Below are 21,780 nucleotides of genomic sequence, written 5' to 3'. Positions count from 1 at the left end.
TTAGGTATCTTCACCTTTTTTGTTAGTTGCCTCCGCCACGGCGGCCAGCACCACCACCCTCTCTTTCACCACCGCCACCTTGCCGCTCAGAAGAGCTACGGGGCGATGATTCCTGTTGACCACGAGCCCGTGAGTAGTCACGCGTATCGCGCGAAGGCTCATACGAGCGAGTGGGTGCTCCATTGTCACCTCCTCCGCCGCGCCGCGAAGGTGCATTTTCGTAAGTACGCTGCGGAGTAGTTTCGCGGCTTTCTCTTCCATTTCGCGGCTGCGAGTAGCTATCGTCCGACCAAGTACGTTGGGCATTGCCACGAGGGGCAGATTGATAACTTCTATCGTTTTGTCCCTCTTGTGAGCGGGCAGGAGGCGTATTCTCACGATATACTCTATCGTTGCTGCGCGGGTAAGATTGGTTATCACGCCGAGCTGGTGCATCATAAGTAGGACGTGAGGGTCCGTAATTACGATTAGGTTCTTGACGATAGTCGCGGTCGTTGTTGCGAGCATAGCTTCTGCCTTGACGATACAAATCATCGGCACGATATACATTTACTCTGCTTCTCGTTGCACGCTCAATGTCGTAGCGCTGAGGGCCGTATACATATGAGCGATTGTTGTATCGATAATAATTGTTGATAATAGTGGTACTATTGTACACATTTACTACCCGTGGACGAGGCACACAGTAATTATAAACGCGAGGACTACGGATGTAAATATCGGGCACAAATACCCAATAATTATAAGGAATGTGAAGGTTGATATTGATGTCTATCCCCATGCCAGGGCCTAGCGGTGCCCAGCCATAATAACCTCCTCCCGAACGCCAAGTAACCCACGCAGGTCCCCACTCATCGTCAGGAACCCAAATCCAACCATAATAATCATCAAACAACCAACGACCGTAGTGAAAAGGTGCCCACCCCCACTCATAGTCTGACATCCAAGTATTGCCGTATTCGGTCATTTCCCAGTGACCTCCAGTCGCATAGGGCTGAAATCCTGCTTCCACACGAGGCCGCCATACTTGACCATAAGAAGGATAGTCCATCCATTGGCCATAAGGGGCTAGCTCATCATAAAAATCATAGCGAGAAATTCTGACTCCAGGTTGTGCCAGGGTCGTTCCTGCTATGGTTAATAAGAGAACGAGATACACCCATTTTATTTTATGAATTGCTTTCATGACCTTATTGATATGTTAAATTCAACTTTGTACTATTTCAACGAAAAGTTAGGGGTTTCTATTTTAATTTCACAATCCTAATCCCAACATTAACAATCGTTAACCAAAGTCATTTTTTGTAGGTACTCAACAGCCCAACTTATACTTAGAACGCCTCTACGAGCCTACACTCTATTGGCAAAGTCAAAATGAAAGAAGCTATTCGGATGAAAAGAATAAAATATACCAAAAAACACTTTATAAAATTTATAAGCCTATAAATTCAAGAGCCAAAATACAACATAAACTTCTGACAATCAAAACATTAATATCAAATCAAAAATTATCTCATTTTCAAACAATCAAATTATTGCTGTGCTTATTTAAGCTAAAATTCATTACTTAGTGTTTTATTTATGGCAATGCCCCTCATGGAGATATTTGATACACTGATAGACAACATCACCGAACAAGGTTACGGAATATTAGATGGCTTTTTGAACCCGTCCGAGCTAAAGTCATTGAGTCAAATATTGCGACAACGACATTCTGACGGAGCTTTCAAAACAGCCGGTATTGGTCAAGGCTCGGAGCATCAAGTTAAGGCAGGAATCAGAGGAGATCATATTTTGTGGCTCGACGAATATTCAACTGACCCGGCTGAAAAAGCCTTTTTTGAAAAAATCAATGATTTGATTCAGTATCTCAATCGTACTTGCTTTCTGGGGCTTCGTGATTTTGAGTTTCATTATGCTCTTTATCCAATAGGTACTTTTTACAAACGTCACCTTGACCGTTTTCGTCATGACTCCCGCCGCAAAATGTCGGTCATTTGTTATCTTAACGAAAATTGGGAACCCACCGATGGAGGCGAATTGGTAGTGTATCTTTCCAATGGCGAATCAATCAAGGTCTCTCCCACAGGAGGCCGACTCGTATGCTTTGAAGCTGACAAACTCGAACATGAAGTACTTCCTGCTACGCGCGAACGTCTCAGCCTTACAGGTTGGCTACGTACTTACTAGGCCGAATCGTTTTTTCTGGCACAGAGAGATATTAACTTTTGAGGTTTGTTTGCTTTTATAAACAAAAACTAAACATTTATTTCTTCAGTTTTATGCGCCGCACTTATCGTTTGCTTCTCCTCCTTCCATTTTTATCCATAAGTCTGATTTCTACCATGTCGCGTTCGCAAACCGTCATTCCTCTTTGGCCCGAAGGGCAGATTCCTAATGATTTAAAAAATCGTACGATTCAAGAAAAGATTGAAGTCGGCAATGATGGGGTTTTACGAATCAGCAATATTGTATTGCCTACTTTGTCGGCTTACTTTCCAGTCAAGCCCAATGGCACTGCCGTAATGATTTGTCCGGGTGGTGGCTATGGTATTGAAGCAGCAGGTCATGAAGGAGTAGATGTAGCCAAATGGTTTAATAGTTTTGGCGTAACCGCATTTGTACTCAAATACCGCCTACCCGACGACGCCCTTTGGTCCAACAAACACGAAGTAGCACTTCAAGATGCGCTTCAAGGAATGAAATTGATTCGGGAAAATGCGGCCAAATACAACATCGACCCCAACCGTATCGGGGTGATGGGCTTTTCGGCGGGAGGGCATTTGGCTTCGACGGTGAGTACACTTTGGCACCTTGCTCCGCAATTTTCGGCTTTCGACAAATTGAACAGTGTGGATGTTTTAAAGCCCAATTTTGCGATTTTGATGTATCCGGTTATTAGTTCGGGTTCCAAAAAGCACGCGGGTTCGTTTGAAAAATTGTTAGGCAAAAATCCTGACCCCGCCAAGTTAGAGCTTTTCTCAACCGAAAAACAAGTATCTGACAAAACACCTCCTACTTTATTGGTTCATGCTACAGACGATAAAGGCGTACCCGTCGAAAATAGCTTGCTTTATTATGATGCGCTGCGCAAATTAAATATTCCCGCTTCTATACTCATTTATGAAAATGGTGGGCATGGATTTGGGCTGGCAAAAAAACAAAAAGGCTCTGTACATGGCTGGCCCGATGGGTGCCATAATTGGCTCATTGGCATGGGACTAGCGCAGTAGCTACGCCTTCATTTTGTACCACAAAAGGCAGTTCGAAAAATTTTTGGAGCTGCCTTTTGTTTTTACAAATGCAGCCTAATTCTATCACTCAATAGTTTTAATTTCAATTTTAACGATATCGGAAAAATATAAGAGCTTTGTTTGGTATTATAAAAATCAAGATAAAAAGTGTAAAAAGTATTGGCGGTCATTTTCCATTTTTTTAGAAACTGTTTACGTCCTGGATTGTGGCTTACCCTACTCACCGACTTTGAAATAAAGTGATACACAAGGCTTTTACCAATTCCCCTAAAATTACGTACACCCACCTCCCAAAGTTTACGACTCATATCAGGGTCAGAATACATACCGGGGCTAAACTCCACGCTAAAACCCCCAATGAGATTCCAGAAATGACGGTGCATTACACTTGGTGGAAATGAGGCCCCATTCCAATCAGGAACCGCCAAAGAAGTGTAATCGCGCAGGAGTCGTTGTTCATCAAAATTCTGAATACTATCGCCATAATCTTTACCACTTACGATAAAAGCATTGTCGCGAGGATAACGCTCTATCTGCGTTCCCGAAAAATAAAAATCATCTTTTCCGTATTCTTTAATGGCATCGTAAAGGTGCTTATCCCAATCAGGACAAGCATACATGTCGTCGTTCATGTATACAATATAATCGGCCTTGGTCAGCGAATACGCCGCGTTACAGCCAAGGCATATCCCGACGTTTTGGGCCGAATAGCTGTAATCTATTTGTTCTTTTTTGGCCCATTCGGCGGTACCGTCCATTCCTTCATTTATATGCAATACGATTTGATGATTATAGGCGGAGTTTTGGCGAATACTCCTAATGCAAGTTTGTAGATAGGTGAGATTATTCCACGTAGGAATAATAATCGAAAACAAAGGCACGCCTTGCTTTCGTGCGTGTGAAAAGTACTCAATCATGGTGTAAAAACTAATAACAGTTATGAAGGTATTTGCTATCCATACGCAAAAAATGCGCTTAGCATTGCAACAAAATACAAAAAAGTCGGCAGAAATTTTCTACCGACTTTTTTATAAGGCATACAAATGCCCCGTTTATAACCCATTTAATGAAGAACTATACCGCTTGCGATTGGTATGCTTCGACGCGCAAAACATGATCATTTATCAATATTTCCAAAGGTTCGTTGGAGAGGTTTTCGACTTCCACTTCTCCACGGCGAACCGCTATCCGTACGACTTGTTTTTTGAAGGTGATTCTGAAAGAATACCCCTGCCATTGGGTAGGCAAAAAAGGCGTGAACGACAGTTTGCCATTTTTGATACGCATTCCTGCAAATCCTTTGATGACCGACATCCACGTACCTGCCATGCTCGTAATATGAAGGCCGTCTTCGGTGTCGTTGTTGTAATCATCCAAATCTAGCCTTGAAGTACGCAAATACATCTCGTAGGCTTTTTCGTTGTAGCCAAGCATAGCCGCCAATATCACATGCACACAAGGCGACAGCGACGATTCGTGCACGGTCATGGGTTCGTAGAAATCAAAATTGCGGCGGATGGTGTCGATATCAAACTCATCTTCAAAGAAATACAAGCCCTGCAATACATCGGCTTGTTTGATAAAACAACTCCGCAAGATTCTATCCCATGACCAGCGCTGATTGATAGGCCGCTGGGCTGCAATATCCTTTACGGTAAGTAATTCTTTATCCAAAAATCCGTCTTGTTGCAAAAATACCTGACGCTCTGCATCATAAGGATAATACATATACTCCACCACCTGACTCCATTTGGCAGTTTCGGCAGCGGCATCAAAGCCCACTCGTTCATAAATAGCGGCCAAAGCGGCAGGATTTTGTAGTTCTACTTTGGCGATTGATTCTAACGTAAATCGCAAACACCAAGCAGCGAGGTAGTTGGTGTACCAATTGTTATTGACGTTGTTTTCGTATTCATTAGGGCCAGTTACACCTAGCATTACGTACTTTTGTTTGTCAGAAGACCAATTGACCCTTTGCGCCCAAAAACGAGCAATTGCAATCAACACTTCTAGGCCATATTCGCCGAGATAGGCCTCATCGTCGGTATGACGGATGTAGTCATAAATGGCATAAGCAATGGCACCATTTCGGTGAATTTCTTCAAACGTAATTTCCCACTCATTGTGGCATTCTTCGCCCGTCATAGTCACCATCGGATAGAGAGCGGCACCATCTTTAAAGCCAAGCATTTGGGCATTTTCGATGGCTTTTTGGAGGTGTTTATAACGATACACGAGCAGATTGCGCGCTACTTTTTGGTCGGCAGTAGCCAAATAAAAAGGCAAGCAATACGCCTCAGTATCCCAGTAGGTACTGCCACCATATTTTTCTCCCGTAAAGCCCTTGGGTCCAATATTGAGGCGGTCGTCTTCGCCCGTGTAGGTTTGTTCTAATTGAAAAATATTAAAACGAATGCCTTGTTGGGCGGCATCGTCTCCTTCAATAATGATGTCGTTTTGTGCCCAACGCTCCGCCCAAGCTTGGATTTGCTCGGCTTTCATTTGTTCAAAACCCTTCTTAAATATCCGCTGAGTATATACCTTAGCGTTAGATAACAACTCCTCCACCGAATGATTGAGTGAGGCTAAATTGACTGCATATTTGTATAATGTGATTTCCTCATTAGCTTTGGCATCAACCACAATCCGACACCCTACATACTTCTCCTCCTTGATGGGTAAACTCTGAAAATCAACCTTTTTTCCATCGATTTTCAAATCGACTTTCATCCCTGTACATACATTAAAAAGCTCGGTTTTGAAAGGCGTATCTTTGGTACGCATTTCGAGATATGCTTCCCCAAAAGACGTTTCCTTGCGAATTTCGTCCCAAAATTTTTCGCCGTAATTGGAGTCTTTATTGCTAATATCACCATTGAGGGAAGGAACAAGGGTGATTTTTGCGTCAAAATTGAGCGGAGTAATAGCGTAACAAATCGCGCCTGCTTCGTCGTCAACGATACTACAAAAACGCTGCGCGTGTACCCGTACTTGCTTACCACTTGCGAGCGTTGCTACAAACTTCCGCTCCAGTATTCCTTCTTTCATATTGAGTACGCGGGTGTATTCTGACACCTCACAAGTAGCCAAGTCGAGGGTTTCTCCTTCAATATCTATATCTATTCCAATCCAATTACAAGCATTGAGTACTTTGGCAAAATACCGTGGGTAGCCGTTTTTCCACCAGCCAACGCGGGTTTTGTCGGGGTAAAACACGCCGGCAACATAATTGCCCAGCAAAGTTTTTCCCGAAAACTTTTCTTCAAAATTACCCCTTTGCCCCATGCGTCCGTTGCCAAGGCTTGTAAGGCTCTCGGTGATTTCGTTGTACTCGGCCGCAAACCCTTCCTCAATAATACACCAAGGGTCGTGTTTTATATAGTTTTTCATTTTTAGGTAGTATCTACATGAATTTTAGGCCAAAAGTAGGCATTTCGGGCGAAGGTTTTTTCATCGATTTTATCTTTAATTGTTCTGGTTTTTACGCATTGAGTAAAACATTATAGCCTTAATTGGCCAAATAAAACAACCTTACAAATTGTACTTTTCCAACAAAACTTCGCTTATCTAATTTTCTCTTACCACTGCGCAATACCAGAAATATCTGCGTCTATTGAGTACCTTGGCGGTCAGGGTTTTCAACTTTTATAGTCATTTCACCGGGAAATAGTTAGATTTCACCGGAATTTCAGGGTTTAGGGTTCTCTCCTGTTTTGTTTTTCCATGTTATTTTATATAGATTTAGGTTTAGCAATATCTTGAAAATTGGATAGCTAAAATTGTACATTACCAACCTTACAGCCTAAACTCTACTATGTCACACCTTGATTCTATTTCCTGCTTTGAGGCGTATTTGTGCCTGACACAAGACGAAAACTTTGTTACAGCCCTGCTCCATTATGGCTCGTTGACGGCTCCCTGCCAGAAAGCCATTGCCGCTTACCTTACCGAAAGCAACCTACCTGCTCAATGTGTAGTGTTTAGAGAAAACCAAATCAATCCTCACATTTATTGGATTAAAAGTGGTACGGTGCGTTTTTTTCAACAACAAACCGACGGCGAAAAAACAACAGGCTTCGCTCCTACGAGAACGTTTTTTTGTGCCTTAGGCTGCCTTCTTTCAAAAAAGCCAGCTCTTGAATCATGTATTACGGAAGAAGCCACTATCTTACAAGGTATTAGGTACGACGATTGGCAGCGGCTCATCGGTCAGTATCCTGAACTGAAGGCGGTGTTTGATAATCTGTGTCGTCATTGGCTCGAAACCACCCACGAACGCAACCTTTTACTGCATCAATCCGACCCTCAAAAACGCTATGAGTTTTTTCTAAAGCTATATCATCAGACAGCTTATCGACTCAAAGTAAAGCACATAGCCTCTTATTTAGGGATTCACCGCGTGACCTTGTGTAAAATCCGAGCGCGATTGGCGAAGAAAAAGACATAAAATTTGGTGCAGGTCGCATTTGGTAGTTTAAACTACCTTCGGTTAAAAAAAACCATTTTACCTTTACAACAAGTAAGCCCCCCAGACATCTTGGCGGACGAGGATTGAGGCGAATATGCAAGGTGATCCTCAAAATAGAAAAGGTCAGACTGGATTACTGGGTATTAATGCCAACTTTTAATACTAATATGATATTTGCCTTAACGAATTCGTTAAAGCAAATATCATATTCTCATCCTTTACAGCATGAAAATCTTAAACTATCTTTACCTCTTAGGTTTATTCTTAATTTTAAACGCTTGTCAGGGCGATAAACAACTTTTTTTGGGTAACAACACCCACTTGGTAGTACTCAACAGCCTATTGGTTGCCCACGAAACGCCTCTGGTTTACGTAGGAAAAACTTGGTCCGTGACTGATAGCAAACCTTCCAAAACCTATTACGAAAATGCCATTGTAGAGCTTTGGGAAAATCAAAACTTAATAGGTGTACTATCTTTCAATCAAACTCTTGGGCAATATGAATTCCCTAACTATACAATTCAACCCAACAAAGTATATACTCTTAAAGCTTTTGTAGAAGGACATGAAAAAGTGGAAAGCAAACCCATACGTATACCTGCTGATGTTCAGATCAAAAGTATAAGCACTCGCTTCCTTTCTTCCAATGAGCCAATTAATATAAACAGGACCTTTAGGCAGCCCATTTCAATCAAAGCAACCCTTGAAAACAATACTAACAGTGGCGATTACATGGTTTTAGATGCTGAATCACTCCTCATCAACCCCACAGATACCCTGTATGGCTCAGCAGCCTATCCTACCGAAATCGACCCAAACAATACCTTGGGCTTTGAAAAAAATCCATGCTATGCCGAAGCCCCTACACTCCTTCCTCCTTTCAGTTCGCGCTATGCTTTGGCTTACAATACCCAATGTTTAGGAGCTTCACCCAAAGAGATTGAACTTGTGGCAGATGGCTATACTTTATTTTATGACAAAAACGTCAAGAATAGCAGCTTCAACAATGCCAATGCAATCCGAGTGCTGAGTGCAATCTATTTGCCTGATTATATTTTGTTTAGAAGAGCTGACCGCGCAGTAGAAGGAAGCGACAATGCCTTTGTCCCGACCCAGCCTACTTACTCTAATGTGAAAGGGGGAATAGGTATCGTGACAGCCATTAATAGAAAAATTCAAATCGTTAAATTATGAAAAGGGTATGAAGGGGGTTCTGGTTGTATTTACATTGATAATATGTCATCAGTTGGCCACAGCACAAAAAAACGTAAAATTATCCGGAAGAGTCATTATTGCTGAAAGTGGGGAAGCTGTCATAGGCGCAGTAGTATACTCCTCAAATGCCAATCAATACACTACTACTAATCAATACGGGCAATTCGTTTTGACTTTGCCCACCGGCATTCAAGAAATCAGGTGTAATTATCCTAGTTATAAAAACTATATAGATACGCTTCATTTACGTCAAGATTCGACGGTTACGATAAGAGTCGAGCCCTCAACATTAGAAGAAGTAATCATAAAAAACGCTAACCCTCCTAGTGATTACTTGGGGCTTGTTCGTATTCCGATCACTACTCTTAAACAAATTCCAATGCTATTAGGAGAACCCGACTTATTCAAATCTCTAGCTTTTATACCAGGTATTATGACTGGACAAGAAGGTTCTACGGGGCTTTATGTAAGAGGAAGTAGTCCCGACCAAAACTTAGTTTTATTGGACGAAGCGATTGTTTACAACACTTCCCATGCCTTTGGATTTGTATCGGTTTTTAATCCTGATGCTGTCAAAAACATGGATGTCTATAAAGGTGCTTTTCCAGCCCGATACGGTGGTAGGATTGCATCCATCATTGATTTGACTATGAAAGAAGGTAACAATCAGCGTAGTCGTAAAGAATTTGCGATTGGAATGCTCAATTCACGATTACTGATAGAAGGCCCCATCCAAAAAAATCGTTCGTCGTATCTTATAGCAGCCCGTACTATGCATACCTCATTGCTGCAATTAAGACAACTAGGAAAAATAATTTTACGCAAAAACTATGGCAACAGCTTTAATTTTTGGTTTTATGATCTAAATCTTAAACTCAATCATACTTTTGAAGATAATAGCCAGTTGCTGTTTAGTGTGTATTCTAACCATGACAATCTTCAGAGTGGAAGCCGTTCTTCCGAAAAGAAAACACAAAATTCCTTAGACTGGGGTAGTATCACTTCCTCTTTAAGATATAATCGCTCTTTACTTCCTCAATTATTTTGGCGAGTAGTAGGCACGTTCAGCCATTTCAATACCCAATTTCTTTCTACTACTGTCAACACCATCGAAAAAGAATCGAGTAAAGATGAAAGTCAACTGAAGAACTCTATTCGCGACTGGACAATTAAAAGCATTTTTGATTTTACACCTTCCAATACTCATAAAATAAGTGCAGGTTTTGAACAAACTTTTCATCGGTATTTTCCGGGTCAACTTAAAGTAATTCGGAACAATACTACCCTAGCCACCAATCTAAATGGCAGTCTCCCCATCTACACCCGCGAACTAGCCATGTATTTAGAAGATGAAATCAACCTAAAGCCTTTTCGAGCACAGCTAGGTATTCGCCGTTCTCAACTCAGCGTTGAAAATCATACCTATGCTAATTGGGAACCCCGAGCTTCACTTACGTGGCGTCTTTCTGAGCACCATTCTTTGCAAGGGGGGTATTGTCGTATGCAGCAATATATGCATCAAGTAACGTCTAATGGCGTAGGACTGCCCAACGAAATATGGGTACCAGCTACGGCCAAAGTTCGTCCTATCCGTTCTGATCAATTTGAATTAGGCTGGAAAGTCGATCAAGCAAGTTTTCATTTTTCGTTGGAAGGGTATTATAAAGATATCCAAGATTTATTAGAATATCAGTACGGCTCTGACGTAGTAACAGATTACCAGAAAAATTGGCAAGACCTCGTAATTACCGGTGTAAAGGGGCGGGCTTATGGAATAGAAACAATGTTACAAAAAAAAGTAGGACGCCTCAATGGATGGCTCAGCTATACTTATGCTGTAAGCCAACGTCAAACACCCGCAATCAACAATGGAGATTGGTTTTATGCTAGATACGATCGTCGACACAATGCCACTATCGTTGCCAACTACCAACTTACTCCTAAGTGGAATCTAGTAGCTAATTGGATTTATCAAACTGGCCATCCTATTGACCTCCCTTTAGCATCGTATATTACGATTCAGGGTGTACCTAGGCCTTATTATACGGGACGGAATCAAACCAGAATGCCTCACATACACCGACTAGACGTGGGCGCTAGTTACAAAAACATTACCAAAAAAGGGCGAGAATATCGTTGGAATGTAGGTTTATATAATGCTTACAATCGTACCAACCCATTTTACCTAGAAGTAAACCCTGTTTTTGTCCAAGGGGTGGGAATTGAAAAATATGAAGTCTTTCAGCGGGGTTTCTTTCCTATTCTGCCTTATTTTTCTTACCAAATTTTTTATTTTTAGTGACATATTTACAAAGTTTACAATCGGTCACTCCATGAAAAAAATCATCTTTTCCATTCTGTTTTCGATTGTATTTCTGGTGGGATATTCCCAAAAGCCCTGCCATGAATATACCCTCAATGAGCAAGAAAAAGTGGCTGTAAGCTCCTACATCATGACTTGTGTGCACGGGCATTGGTTTGTCAACAACAAAGGAGTCGTGAAAATCACGCGGTTTGTCAACGAAAAGGGCGAAAAATGCTGGTACCTAGTAGCCGTCATCGACGACCACTACAAAGACAATCCTCCCACCGAATACGCCTGGTGTAATGCTGATTTGATTTTTTTCTATGAGAGCATTGAGACCTGCTCTTATTCTGAAAAAAAAAACTACGCCTACCCCTGAGCTGTTGGCCTGTTTGGAAGAAGTCACCTACGACAAACTTTACATCCGCCCGCCCGCCAAAACACAGTACATCACCGTATTTGGGAAACGAATTGTTAATACAGGTCGTCATCTTTTAGGCCACGGTTCCAATGACTTGATTGTGGTATTTCATGAACGAGGGGGTTATACCTTACGTATCATGTCCTGAAAACGCTATAGTTCTATGTATGTTGGAAATTAAAAAGCAATCCATGAAAAAAATCATCTTTCTCTTTCTGTGCTCTAGCCTGTTTCTGAAGGCTTATTGCCAAAAGCCCTGCTCTGAATATACCCTCAGTCCACAAGAAAAAATGATTGTAAGTCATTACATTACCTCTTGTATTCAAGATCATTGGTTTGTCAACAATAAGGGGGTTGTAGAAATCAGGCGATTTGTCAACGACAAAGGCGAAAAATGCTGGTACATGACAGCCCTCATTGACGACCGCTACAAAGATAGCCCTCCCACCGAATACGCCTGGTGTAATGCTGATTTGATTTTTTTCTATGAGACTGCGTCCAAGTCCTCTGAGAGAAAGAAAAATACGCCCACCCCTGAGCTGTTGGCCTGCTTGGAAGAAGTCCTCTACGACAAACTTTACATTCGGCCACCTGCCAAAACACAGTACATCGTGGTATCAGGCAAGCGAATAGTCAACCCAGGGCGTCGGTGTGTGGGCAATTGTGCCAATGACCAAATAGTAACATTTCATGAAAAGGGTGATTACTCCAAAAGCATTGTACCCTGAGTGGGTAATGAGCATGGTGGCAATATCAATCTTCCCAAGCTTAAAACTTAACTTGGGAAGACTTATGACAGATTTTACTGCGCTAAATAATGCTCAATATTTTCGGCGACGCGATGCATCAGGCGCGTTCGCGCTTCGATGCTCGACCACGCAATGTGAGGCGCTAAAATGAGTTTTTCTTTTTTTGTCAGTTGTAAATAAGGATGCGTAGCCGAGATAGGCTCTTGCGTAAATACATCAATCGCCGCCCCTGCAATCATATCTTCGTCTAAAGCCCGCGCCAAATCAGCCTCATTGACAATTCCCCCACGGCTTGTGTTGAGCAATACTGCTGTAGACTTCATCAAAGCAAGGCGCTGATAATCAATCAGGTTTTCGGTAGCAGCGCTGAGTGGTGCGTGAATAGAGACAATATCACAAGTTTGTAAAAACTCTTCTAATTCGAGACGCTTATAAATAACGTTGTATTCTTGGCCCGAAGCCGAAAAATAGACTACCTCTGCCCCAAATGCCATTGCGATACGTGCCACTTGGCGGCCTATTTCGCCCAAACCGAGGATACCAAAACGCTTGCCGTTGATTTCCCAAAAAGGCCGCCCTAAGTGTGTAAAGATTTTTTCTTGGGAATACTCGCCCGATTTGACATAAGCATCATAATAGGCCGTGGAATTGAGCAAGGCCAGCAACAACGCAAAAGTCTCCTGCGCCACACTATCGGTAGAGTATCCTTTTACATTTTTTACCTCAATCCCCAAGGATTTGGCCGCTTCTAAGTCCACGTTGTTGGTCCCTGTGGCAGCTACACATATGAGCTTAAGGGTAGGAGTGTTTTGCATGGCCTCACGGGTCACTTTTACTTTGTTGGTAATCACCACCTCAGCCCCTGCTATCCGTTGTGTTACTTCGTCGTGTTGGGTATCAGCGTGGAGGGTTAAGTCTCCTAAAGCAGCGAGTTGATTCAAATTCGGAACATCTCCTACGGTGCGAGCGTCTAAAAAAACAATTTTCACAGCAGTTGTTTTAGTTTATGATAGATATACCTTTTTTAAAGAAATCCGCTTCTACGACTTACCCCTTTTTGATGCTTTTTTTATAAATTTTCACCTTACTCTTTTCACTCAACTTAAACTACAAAAAATCCCCGCCGAGGGAGGCGGGGAAAGGGTAATTTGCAAACAGGATAAATAAAGATAAGATTATTTTTGAGCGAGTTTGTCGGCAATAACACCCTCCAAATACGCCCTGATGGGTTCAATCTTGATTTCGCTGATTACGTCTTCGCAGAAAGCATACATGAGCAAAGTCATAGCCTCGGCTTTCGGAATCCCGCGCGAACGCATGTAAAACAAAGCTTCGTCGTTGAGTTTGCCGGTGGTAGTTCCGTGCGAACACTTCACATCGTCGTTATAAATTTCCAATTGGGGTTTGGTATTCATCGACGCCTCATCGGATAGTACCACATTGCGGCACGACTGATAAGCATTGGTTTTGCTGGCACCGTCTCTAACGAAAATTTTTCCGTTGAAAACCCCAGTCGATTTATCTTGTAGTACGCCTTTGTACAATTCGTTGCTGTACGAATTGGGCTTAGCGTGATCTACCAGGGTGTGATTGTCAATGTGTTGTTTACCATTCGGAAAATACAAGCCATACATGAAAGCCTCGCAGTTTTGGCCGTCGAGAACGATATTGAGGTTGTTGCGTACAAAACCCCCGTTGACCGTCACCGTAACGGCATAAAAATGACTATTTGCCTTTTGGCTTACTTGCGTAGTACCGATATGATAGGCTTTCTCGGTTTCGTTTTGTACTTTATAGTATTGTACGTTGGCGTTTTCATCAATTACGATTTCGGTAACGATGTTGGTAAAAGAGCCATTTTCGCCGATTGTTCGGAATGCTTCGGCCATTTTTACTTCTGCATTTTTGCCTACTACAATCAAATTACGGGGTTGAGAAGCGGCATTGGCCGTACGCGCATCAGTGATAAAACGCAAAATAATCGGCTGCTCTACTACTTTACCAGCGGGCACATTGACCACTACGCCATCGTGCGCAAAAGCCGTATTCAAGGCGGTAAAGGCATCGTCTTGGTAATTGGCATATTTGGCAAAGTAATCATCCAGAAGGCTAGGATTCTCTTTGACGGCTTGCCCAAAACTCAATATTTGTAATTGATTTTCGGGTGATACAATCCGTGAAAGCGAAGGATTGTAAATACCATTGATGAAATAGAGGATATTGCCTTCTAAGTTAGGAATCGCCAAAGTCTCTAGTTCTTCGGAGCCAAACTCAGTTTTTACGTTAAAATCAAAGGCTTGTTTGACAAGGCTATTGACATTACTATATTTCCACTCCTCGTGCTTGATAGTAGGAAAACCCAACTTCTCGAAGTTTTGCATGGCTTCGCGACGTGTTTGATGCACGGGCGTTTTGGTTTCGCCATTCAAGCGGCTTTCATTGGCTTGAAAATCAGCAACGAGTTGTTGTTTTAAGTCGTTATTGAAAGTATTGCTCATTGTTTTCTTGTAAGATTGTTAATCGTTAATTCTCAGGAAAAACCTGTTAACTATTAACCATTAACTATTAACTCATTTACAACGCCGCTACTTCGGCCTTAATCCAATCATAGCCTTTTTCTTCAAGCTCTAGGGCAAGCTCTTTAGGGCCAGATTTTACAATACGCCCTTTGTACAACACGTGTACGTAGTCAGGCACAATATAGTCGAGCAAACGCTGGTAGTGAGTCACCACAATAACGGCACGCTCAGGAGTACGTAGTTTATTGACGCCTTCTGCTACAATGCGAAGCGCATCGATGTCAAGCCCTGAATCGGTTTCATCCAAAATCGCCAATTTGGGTTCGAGCATTGCCATCTGAAAAATCTCGTTACGTTTTTTCTCTCCACCCGAAAAGCCTTCGTTCAATGAACGCTTCAAGAGCGCATCATCAATATTTACGAGTTTGGCTTTCTCGCGCATGAGTTTCAAAAATTGCGCAGCATCCAAAGGCTCTTCCCCCCGTGACTTACGGATTTCGTTGAGGGCGGTTTTTAGAAAGTTGATGGTCGTAACTCCTGGGATTTCGACAGGATACTGAAATGCCAAAAAGATACCTGCTGCCGCACGCTCTTCTGGTGACATTTCGAGCAAGTCTTGGCCTTCAAAGTCAACACTTCCTCCCGTTACTTCGTATTCTTCGCGACCTGCCAATACAGAGGCTAAAGTACTTTTACCTGAGCCATTGGGGCCCATTATTGCGTGGACTTCACCGGGTTTGATTTCCAAATTGATTCCTTTCAAAATCTCTTTTTGGTCAACCGAAGCTTGTAAATCCGTGATTGTAAGCATAATAAGTGGTTTTTGTCTTGGTCATAACGGGCGCATTGCCTCGTAGTACATCAGAAAAAGTCTGCAAAATTACAATAAAGAGTTCATAAACCCTTGTGATTTGTTAACAATTCTCCCTATCGAAAAGTTGGGGATTTTACCAAAATGTTTGTTTTATCTTTTTTATTCATCACTAGCACTCAGCGGATGAGCGTTGTGGGTTTAACTTTAACCCTGTTTTAATATGGCTTTAAAACCGCTTTAATATTGTTGTTTCACCTTTGATGCACCAAACAAACAACATCTCTCATCATGAAAGCACCTTGGAAAATAGGAGTAATGTGTAAAGCGCTCTCTCCTACTATCAGCCTAATTCCTCCTCCACAATAGCCATGATATTTTAATAAATTTCTCTCACTTTGAAGCTTTCAGCTATCTGAAATCTCAAATGCAGCCACTTTTCATTTTAAGTTATGCGTATTAAACCATTGATTCTCGTATTCTGGACATTCTTGATTTGTCCAGCTTTTGTTCACGCGCAATCTGACTCCTTGAGTCTTACTTTGGCACAAGCTGAACAACAATTCCTGCAAAAAAACTTCGTACTATTGGCCCAAAAATACAACGTCAATGTAGCCGAAGCTGCCAAAGAACAAGCCAAGCTTTGGTACAACCCCAACTTATTTGTAGAAACCAACCTCTACAACGGGTACAGCAACAAACTGCTTCCTTATGGCCATAATGCTGATTTGTACAACCCAACGGGCGGAGTCGTCAACGTTCAGGTACAGCAAATTGTGAGCTTGGTGAAGCTAAGAAGCAAACTCGTTCAGTTGGCCGAAACCAACATTTCGCTCCAACAATCGGCTTTTCAAGACTTGATGCGCAACATTCGGTTTCAGTTGGCGCAGTCGTTTGGCAACTTAGCCACCAACCAACAAAAATTGACCATGCTTCAGCTGCAAGGTCAGCAGCTTGCATCGCTTCTGGAAGCATTTCGGGCTCAGCTCAAATTAGGCGTCATTGCTCCTTACGAAGTGACACGCCTTGAACTGGAACAAAAAAATTGGGAAAGCGACCTCACCGACTTACACGCCCAAATCAGCCAAGACGAAGCTACACTGCGAACTTTATTAGCGGTAAACGGAACGACGTATATTATTCCCGTTACGGAAACGACTGCCTCAAAAACGGCGCAACCTCTGAACGATTTGGTCAACCAAGCGCTATCCCAACGCCCTGATTTGCAACTCGCCGACCAGCAAATCACCTACAACCAGCAAAATCTTACCTACCAAAAAGCCCTCGCTACGCCTAACCTTACCTTGGGTGCTGATTACCAACACGTAGGTGGACCATTCCCCAATTACATAGGAGTACAAGCATTGATTGATTTACCCATTCGAAATAAAAACCAAGGCAATATCCAAGCCGCTCGCTGGGGTATTGACCAAGCCAAAGAAAGCCGCAACGCCGTAGGGATTCAGGTAGAACAAGAAGTTGTAAACGCTTACCAACAATACAGCCAAGCCACGCAGTTACAAGCCAAAATCACCCCCGAATACCTCCAAAGTATCCAAGATATTTCTAAAAACGCCACCGAAGACTACACCCGTCGGGTGATTGATTTAGTGAGTTTTATTGACAAAATCAGGGCTTATAAAGATGCCCAAATGATGCTAATTGATAGCTCGAATCGTCTGTATCAAGCACAGCAACAACTTAACTACGTCACCAATTCTAAGGTGTTTTAACTCTCAATTCTGTCATACCAATGAAAACCAAGTTACTGTTGTGGGTACTGTGTTTACCCGCATTCGTTCTCCTCTCGTGCCAAAGCGAACAAAAAAACGAGGAACCCAAGACCAAAGACATGGGCTCGGCGTTTCGTACCGATACGGTCCAACTCCGCAACTACGAACAAGAATTACAGTTTACGGGGCAAGTATCGTTTGACCAAAAACAAGTGGATCGCGTGTATCCAATGGTCAGCGGGAATGTACTGGATGTCAATGCCGAGTTGGGGGCTTTTGTCAAAAAAGGGCAAGTATTGGCCAAACTTCAAAGCGCAGACGTCAGCCAATTTGTGAAGGATTATAACACCGCCAAATCGAACTACGACATTGCCAAGCGCAACGCCGACAACGTAGAACAGTTGTACAAAACCAAGTTTTCGTCAGAAAATGACTTGGTCAATGCCCGCAAACAACTCGAAATAGCCTCTTCTGAATTAGAGCGTTCGAGCCAAGTGTTGAAAATGTACGGCGGAACTTCAACAAACAGTCAGCCTATTTTTACCGTTACGGCACCCGTAAGTGGCTACATTGTAGAGCGTAACATCAACCCCAATATGCAAATTCGCCCCGACAACGGCAACAGCCTCTTCACGATTTCAAACCTTTCAGATGTGTGGGTGCTTATCAATATTTATGAGTCTGATATTCAGGCCGTCAAAGTAGGTCAAGAAGTAAATATCAGTACCCTTGCGTATCCCGACCGTGTGTTTCAGGGCCGTATTGATAACATCAGTCAGGTTATTGACAACGACAGTAAAGTGCTGCAAGCACGGGTAGTGCTTCAGAATCCAGGGGGCTTGCTCAAACCCGATATGTTTTGTACGGTAAAACTGCACATCGAAAAACCAGAAAAACTGTTGGCCGTCAATCCCAAATCGGTCATTTTTAGCGAAGATCGCTACTTTGTCATTCTCGACAAAGGCAAGGGCAATTACCAATCCGTCCCCGTAGAAGTCATCAAAAGCACCTCCAAATACAGCTACATCAAAGCCAATCTCCGCGACGGCGACCAAGTCGTGACCGAAGGCGCGCTCTTGTTATTCAATGAATTAACCGACTAAGTCATGAACAAATTCATCAAAAATATCATTGGCTTTTCACTCAAAAACAAGGGAATCGTCTTTTTTGTCACCTTGTTGGTAGTAATTGCTGGGGCCGTAAGTTTTTACAATACCCCCGTTGAAGCCTATCCCGACGTTACCAATACCGAAGTGGTCATTATCTCGCAATGGCCTGGTCGGAGTGCCGAAGAAGTAGAACGTTTTATTTCGATTCCGATTGAAACCGAAATGAACTCCATTAGCCGCCGTACGGCCATTCGGAGCGTCAATTTGTTTGGTTTATCGTTTATCAAAATCATTTTTGAGGACGGCGTTGACAACTTTAGCGCCCGCATGGAAGCCAGCCAAAAACTTTCTAACGTGGACTTGCCTGACGGTGTAAATGCCGAAATCCAGCCTCCCGCAGGCCCCACGGGCGAGATTTATCGCTATACGCTCACATCGCCCACGAAGTCAGTGACCGAACTCAAAACCATCCAAGATTGGGTGATTCAGAAAAACCTGAAAGCCGTACAGGGCGTAGCTGATGTAGTGAGTTTTGGCGGACGTGTGCGTACTTTTGAAGTAAGTGTGAACCCCAACTTACTCACCAAATACAACCTTACTGCCCTCGACGTGTACGGCGCACTCCAACGCGCCAACGTAAACGTGGGTGGTGACATCCTGCGCGAAGGTCAGCAAGCATTTGTAGTACGTGGGATTGGGATTGTAAAAAATGTACCTGACATTGAAAAAATCATTGTCAAAAACATCAACGGTGTTCCTGTCAGGATTTCAAACATCAGTACGGTTCGTCCTTCTAATTTACCGCAGTTGGGCATTGTTGGTCGCGATTTCCACGACGACGTGGTCGAAGGCATTGTGTTGATGCGCAAAGGTGAAAACCCAGGCGAAGTATTGCCAAAGCTCAAAGAAAAAGTAGCCTACCTCAACTCAACGGTGTTGCCCCAAGACGTTAAAATCAAGGTATTTTACGACCGTACCGAACTCAACAACCACACCATGCACACCGTGGGTGAAAACGTAGCGCTGGGGATTACACTGGTGACGGTCATCTTGCTGATATTCTTGGCCGATTGGCGCACTACGGTTACGGTTGCGCTCATCATTCCATTGGCGTTGTTGTTTGCCTTTATATTAATGCGAGCCAAAGGCATGACTGCCAACCTCCTTTCCATCGGTGCCATCGACTTCGGTATCATCATCGACGGGGCAGTAGTAATGGTCGAGGGGCTATTTGTGATGTTGGCGCACTGGGCCGAAAAAGAGGGCATGGAACGCTTCAACAAACGCGCTAAACTTAGCCGAATCCTCAAAACAGCCGTCGAAATGGGAAAATCCATTTTTACGTCCAAGCTCATCATTATCACGGCCTTACTCCCTATTTTCTCTTTCCAAAAAGTGGAAGGAAAGCTCTTCAGTCCGTTGGCATTTACGATTGGTTTTGCCTTGTTGGGAGCTTTGTTATTGGCCCTTACATTTGTCCCTGTCTTGAGTAGTATTTTGCTCAACAAAAACGTCAGAGAACGTCATAATCCCGTAATCACTTGGCTCAACAAAGCCTACGCTCCGATGCTCGACGGCATGATGAACCACCCCAAACGAGCCATGGTAGCGGGCGTTACGGCACTCGGTTTGGCACTTGGGGCGTTCCACTTTGTAGGGTCAGAGTTTTTGCCCCAGCTCAACGAAGGCTCAATTTATGTTCGGGCGAGTATGCCCCTTAGTATCAGCCTCGAAGACAGCTACCACTTTACACGCAAGTTCCGTCAGGTGTTTGAACAATTTCCTGAAGTGAGAGGCGTCATTAGCCAAACAGGCCGCCCCAACGACGGCACCGACCCTACAGGCTTTTTTAACCAAGAATTTTTTGTGGATTTGTACCCCGCCAACGAGTGGAAACGCAACATCACCAAAGACCAATTGGTGGCCGAAATGCAAGCCAAATTGGCAGGTTTCAGAGGCGTTGATTTTGGATTTTCGCAGCCCATTTCCGACAACGTTGCCGAAGCTGTTTCGGGGGTAAAAGGATCGATTGCGGTAAAAGTCCAAGGAGACGACCTCAATGTGTTGGACAAAAAAATCACGGAGGTTTTCAACGTGCTCAAAAATGTCCAAGGGGTGGAAGATTTGGGGGTATTCCGTAATTTAGGCCAACCCGAACTTCGCATTACCCTCAACCCCGATAAAATGGCCCAATATGGCATTGACGCCGCCGATGCCAATGCGGTCATTGAAATGGCGATTGGAGGAAAAGCCGTGAGCCAAGTGTTTGAGGGGGAAAAGAAATTTGATTTACGCCTTCGTTACGACCAGCCGTTTCGTTCGTCGATTGAGCAAATTGGTCAGCTCCAAGTGCCTACCCTCAACGGCGGAAAAATACCGTTAAAACAAATAGCAAGTATTGAAAACGTAGCTGGGCCAGCCTTTATCTACCGCGAAGACAACGCTCGTTTTATCGCCGTGAAATTTTCGGTGCGTGGCCGCGACTTGGGAAGCACCATTGCCGAAGCCCAAAAGAAAGTAAACGCCGTCGTAAAATTGCCCAAAGGCTACGAAATGAAATGGAACGGGGAATTTGAAAACCAACAACGCGCCCAAAATCGCTTGGCCTTGGTAGTACCCATCAGCTTGATTTTGATTTTCTTTATCTTATTTGTTTCCTTTGGCAACGCCCTCGACTCCATTTTGGTGCTCCTCAACGTACCTTTTGCGCTCATTGGCGGGATTGCGGCTCTGTTGCTTACGGGGGTTAACTTCAGTATCTCAGCGGGTGTGGGTTTTATTGCCCTGTTCGGGATTGCCACCCAAAACGGGGTCATCCTTATCAACAATTACCACAAAAACCTAAAAGCAGGAATGCCGTTGATTGAGGCGATTAAGGAAGGTTCTAAGTCGATGCTTCGCCCCATTGTAATGACGGCTTTAATGGCTTCTTTGGGCTTATTACCCGCCGCGATTTCGACGGGGATTGGCTCCGAAACCCAAAAACCACTGGCGATTGTCGTCATCGGTGGGCTTATCACGGCTACCTTATTATCGTTGCTCATCCTTCCTACCGTATATGAATGGATTTACAGCAGCCGCGAAAAGCGCAAACAATTATTAAAACAGTAACTTCAATGGTTTAATTAATGGCAGAAAACGCTACTTGGACTTCCGAGTAGCGTTTCTTTTATTTATTATTTTGTCATTCCGACGA

General features: G+C 43.3%; 17 protein-coding genes. 11 read left to right on the top strand and 6 right to left on the bottom strand.

What is annotated here, in order from left to right; genetic code table 11:
• Window positions 1-22: 22 nt before the first annotated feature.
• On the bottom strand, window positions 23-1,186 hold the full coding sequence (locus tag G563_RS35930; RefSeq protein WP_037328275.1) for a DUF6600 domain-containing protein: 1,164 nt from the start codon (window positions 1,184-1,186) through the stop codon (window positions 23-25).
• Window positions 1,187-1,581: 395 nt separating this feature from the next.
• Here G563_RS35930 and G563_RS0126235 point away from each other — a divergent pair, with 395 nt between their 5' ends.
• Together G563_RS0126235 and G563_RS0126230 are read left to right on the top strand one after the other, a co-directional pair.
• Window positions 1,582-2,190 carry a 2OG-Fe(II) oxygenase gene (locus G563_RS0126235; RefSeq protein ID WP_028667950.1) on the top strand — a complete coding sequence of 203 codons (609 nt, stop codon included), beginning with the start codon at window positions 1,582-1,584 and terminating at the stop codon, window positions 2,188-2,190.
• Window positions 2,191-2,345: 155 nt separating this feature from the next.
• A complete protein-coding gene (locus G563_RS0126230; protein WP_229598573.1) occupies window positions 2,346-3,233 on the top strand; it encodes an alpha/beta hydrolase in 888 nt (295 codons plus the stop codon).
• A 62-nt stretch (window positions 3,234-3,295) separates the two neighbouring features.
• Here the strand turns inward: G563_RS0126230 and G563_RS0126225 are convergent, their stop codons facing one another.
• A complete protein-coding gene (locus G563_RS0126225) occupies window positions 3,296-4,171 on the bottom strand; it encodes a glycosyltransferase family 2 protein (protein WP_028667948.1) in 876 nt (291 codons plus the stop codon).
• Window positions 4,172-4,328: 157 nt separating this feature from the next.
• The gene (locus G563_RS0126220) at window positions 4,329-6,644 is read right to left on the bottom strand and encodes a glycoside hydrolase family 65 protein (RefSeq protein ID WP_028667947.1); all 2,316 of its coding nucleotides are present in this window, start codon (window positions 6,642-6,644) and stop codon (window positions 4,329-4,331) included.
• 424 nt (window positions 6,645-7,068) lie between these two features.
• Here G563_RS0126220 and G563_RS0126215 point away from each other — a divergent pair, with 424 nt between their 5' ends.
• The 6 genes from G563_RS0126215 (at window position 7,069) to G563_RS0126190 (ending at window position 12,391) form a co-directional block, all read left to right on the top strand.
• Window positions 7,069-7,701: a Crp/Fnr family transcriptional regulator gene (locus G563_RS0126215; RefSeq protein ID WP_028667946.1), complete on the top strand. Its 633-nt coding sequence runs from the start codon at window positions 7,069-7,071 to the stop codon at window positions 7,699-7,701.
• Window positions 7,702-7,947: 246 nt separating this feature from the next.
• Window positions 7,948-8,916 (top strand): DUF4249 family protein, encoded by a 969-nt coding sequence (locus G563_RS0126210; protein ID WP_028667945.1) that lies wholly within the window; start codon window positions 7,948-7,950, stop codon window positions 8,914-8,916.
• 7 nt (window positions 8,917-8,923) lie between these two features.
• Window positions 8,924-11,236 (top strand): TonB-dependent receptor, encoded by a 2,313-nt coding sequence (locus tag G563_RS0126205; RefSeq protein WP_084650987.1) that lies wholly within the window; start codon window positions 8,924-8,926, stop codon window positions 11,234-11,236.
• Window positions 11,237-11,270: 34 nt separating this feature from the next.
• On the top strand, window positions 11,271-11,621 hold the full coding sequence (locus G563_RS0126200) for a hypothetical protein (protein ID WP_028667943.1): 351 nt from the start codon (window positions 11,271-11,273) through the stop codon (window positions 11,619-11,621).
• Window positions 11,566-11,811, top strand: a complete 246-nt coding sequence (locus G563_RS0126195; protein WP_157585621.1) for a hypothetical protein — start codon at window positions 11,566-11,568, stop codon at window positions 11,809-11,811. Before G563_RS0126200 ends, G563_RS0126195 begins: the two co-directional genes overlap by 56 nt.
• Before the next feature lie 43 nt (window positions 11,812-11,854).
• The gene (locus tag G563_RS0126190) at window positions 11,855-12,391 is read left to right on the top strand and encodes a hypothetical protein (protein WP_157585619.1); all 537 of its coding nucleotides are present in this window, start codon (window positions 11,855-11,857) and stop codon (window positions 12,389-12,391) included.
• Window positions 12,392-12,465: 74 nt separating this feature from the next.
• On the opposite strand, the gene G563_RS0126185 is transcribed toward G563_RS0126190, so the two are convergent.
• The 3 genes from G563_RS0126185 to sufC all read right to left on the bottom strand — a co-directional run bounded on the left by G563_RS0126185 (window position 12,466) and on the right by sufC (window position 15,742).
• Window positions 12,466-13,401 (bottom strand): D-2-hydroxyacid dehydrogenase, encoded by a 936-nt coding sequence (locus G563_RS0126185; protein WP_028667940.1) that lies wholly within the window; start codon window positions 13,399-13,401, stop codon window positions 12,466-12,468.
• Window positions 13,402-13,587: 186 nt separating this feature from the next.
• A complete protein-coding gene (sufD, locus tag G563_RS0126180; RefSeq protein ID WP_028667939.1) occupies window positions 13,588-14,910 on the bottom strand; it encodes a Fe-S cluster assembly protein SufD in 1,323 nt (440 codons plus the stop codon).
• A gap of 76 nt (window positions 14,911-14,986) precedes the next feature.
• Window positions 14,987-15,742 (bottom strand): Fe-S cluster assembly ATPase SufC, encoded by a 756-nt coding sequence (sufC, locus tag G563_RS0126175; protein WP_028667938.1) that lies wholly within the window; start codon window positions 15,740-15,742, stop codon window positions 14,987-14,989.
• A 467-nt stretch (window positions 15,743-16,209) separates the two neighbouring features.
• Between sufC and G563_RS35925 the strand changes: the two genes are divergently transcribed.
• Genes G563_RS35925 through G563_RS0126160 form a run of 3 tightly spaced genes read left to right on the top strand, consistent with a single transcriptional unit; the run spans window position 16,210 to window position 21,695 of the window.
• On the top strand, window positions 16,210-17,475 hold the full coding sequence (locus G563_RS35925; protein WP_169579814.1) for a TolC family protein: 1,266 nt from the start codon (window positions 16,210-16,212) through the stop codon (window positions 17,473-17,475).
• 20 nt (window positions 17,476-17,495) lie between these two features.
• The gene (locus G563_RS0126165; protein WP_028667937.1) at window positions 17,496-18,578 is read left to right on the top strand and encodes an efflux RND transporter periplasmic adaptor subunit; all 1,083 of its coding nucleotides are present in this window, start codon (window positions 17,496-17,498) and stop codon (window positions 18,576-18,578) included.
• A gap of 3 nt (window positions 18,579-18,581) precedes the next feature.
• Window positions 18,582-21,695: an efflux RND transporter permease subunit gene (locus tag G563_RS0126160; RefSeq protein ID WP_028667936.1), complete on the top strand. Its 3,114-nt coding sequence runs from the start codon at window positions 18,582-18,584 to the stop codon at window positions 21,693-21,695.
• The last annotated feature ends 85 nt before the right edge of the window (window positions 21,696-21,780 follow it).

The sequence above is a fragment of the Runella zeae DSM 19591 genome, from assembly GCF_000423565.1.
In the GTDB taxonomy this organism is placed as follows: domain Bacteria; phylum Bacteroidota; class Bacteroidia; order Cytophagales; family Spirosomataceae; genus Runella; species Runella zeae.
Note: the sequence above shows the minus strand (reverse complement) of the source record. Positions and strands in the feature narration are given on the sequence as shown.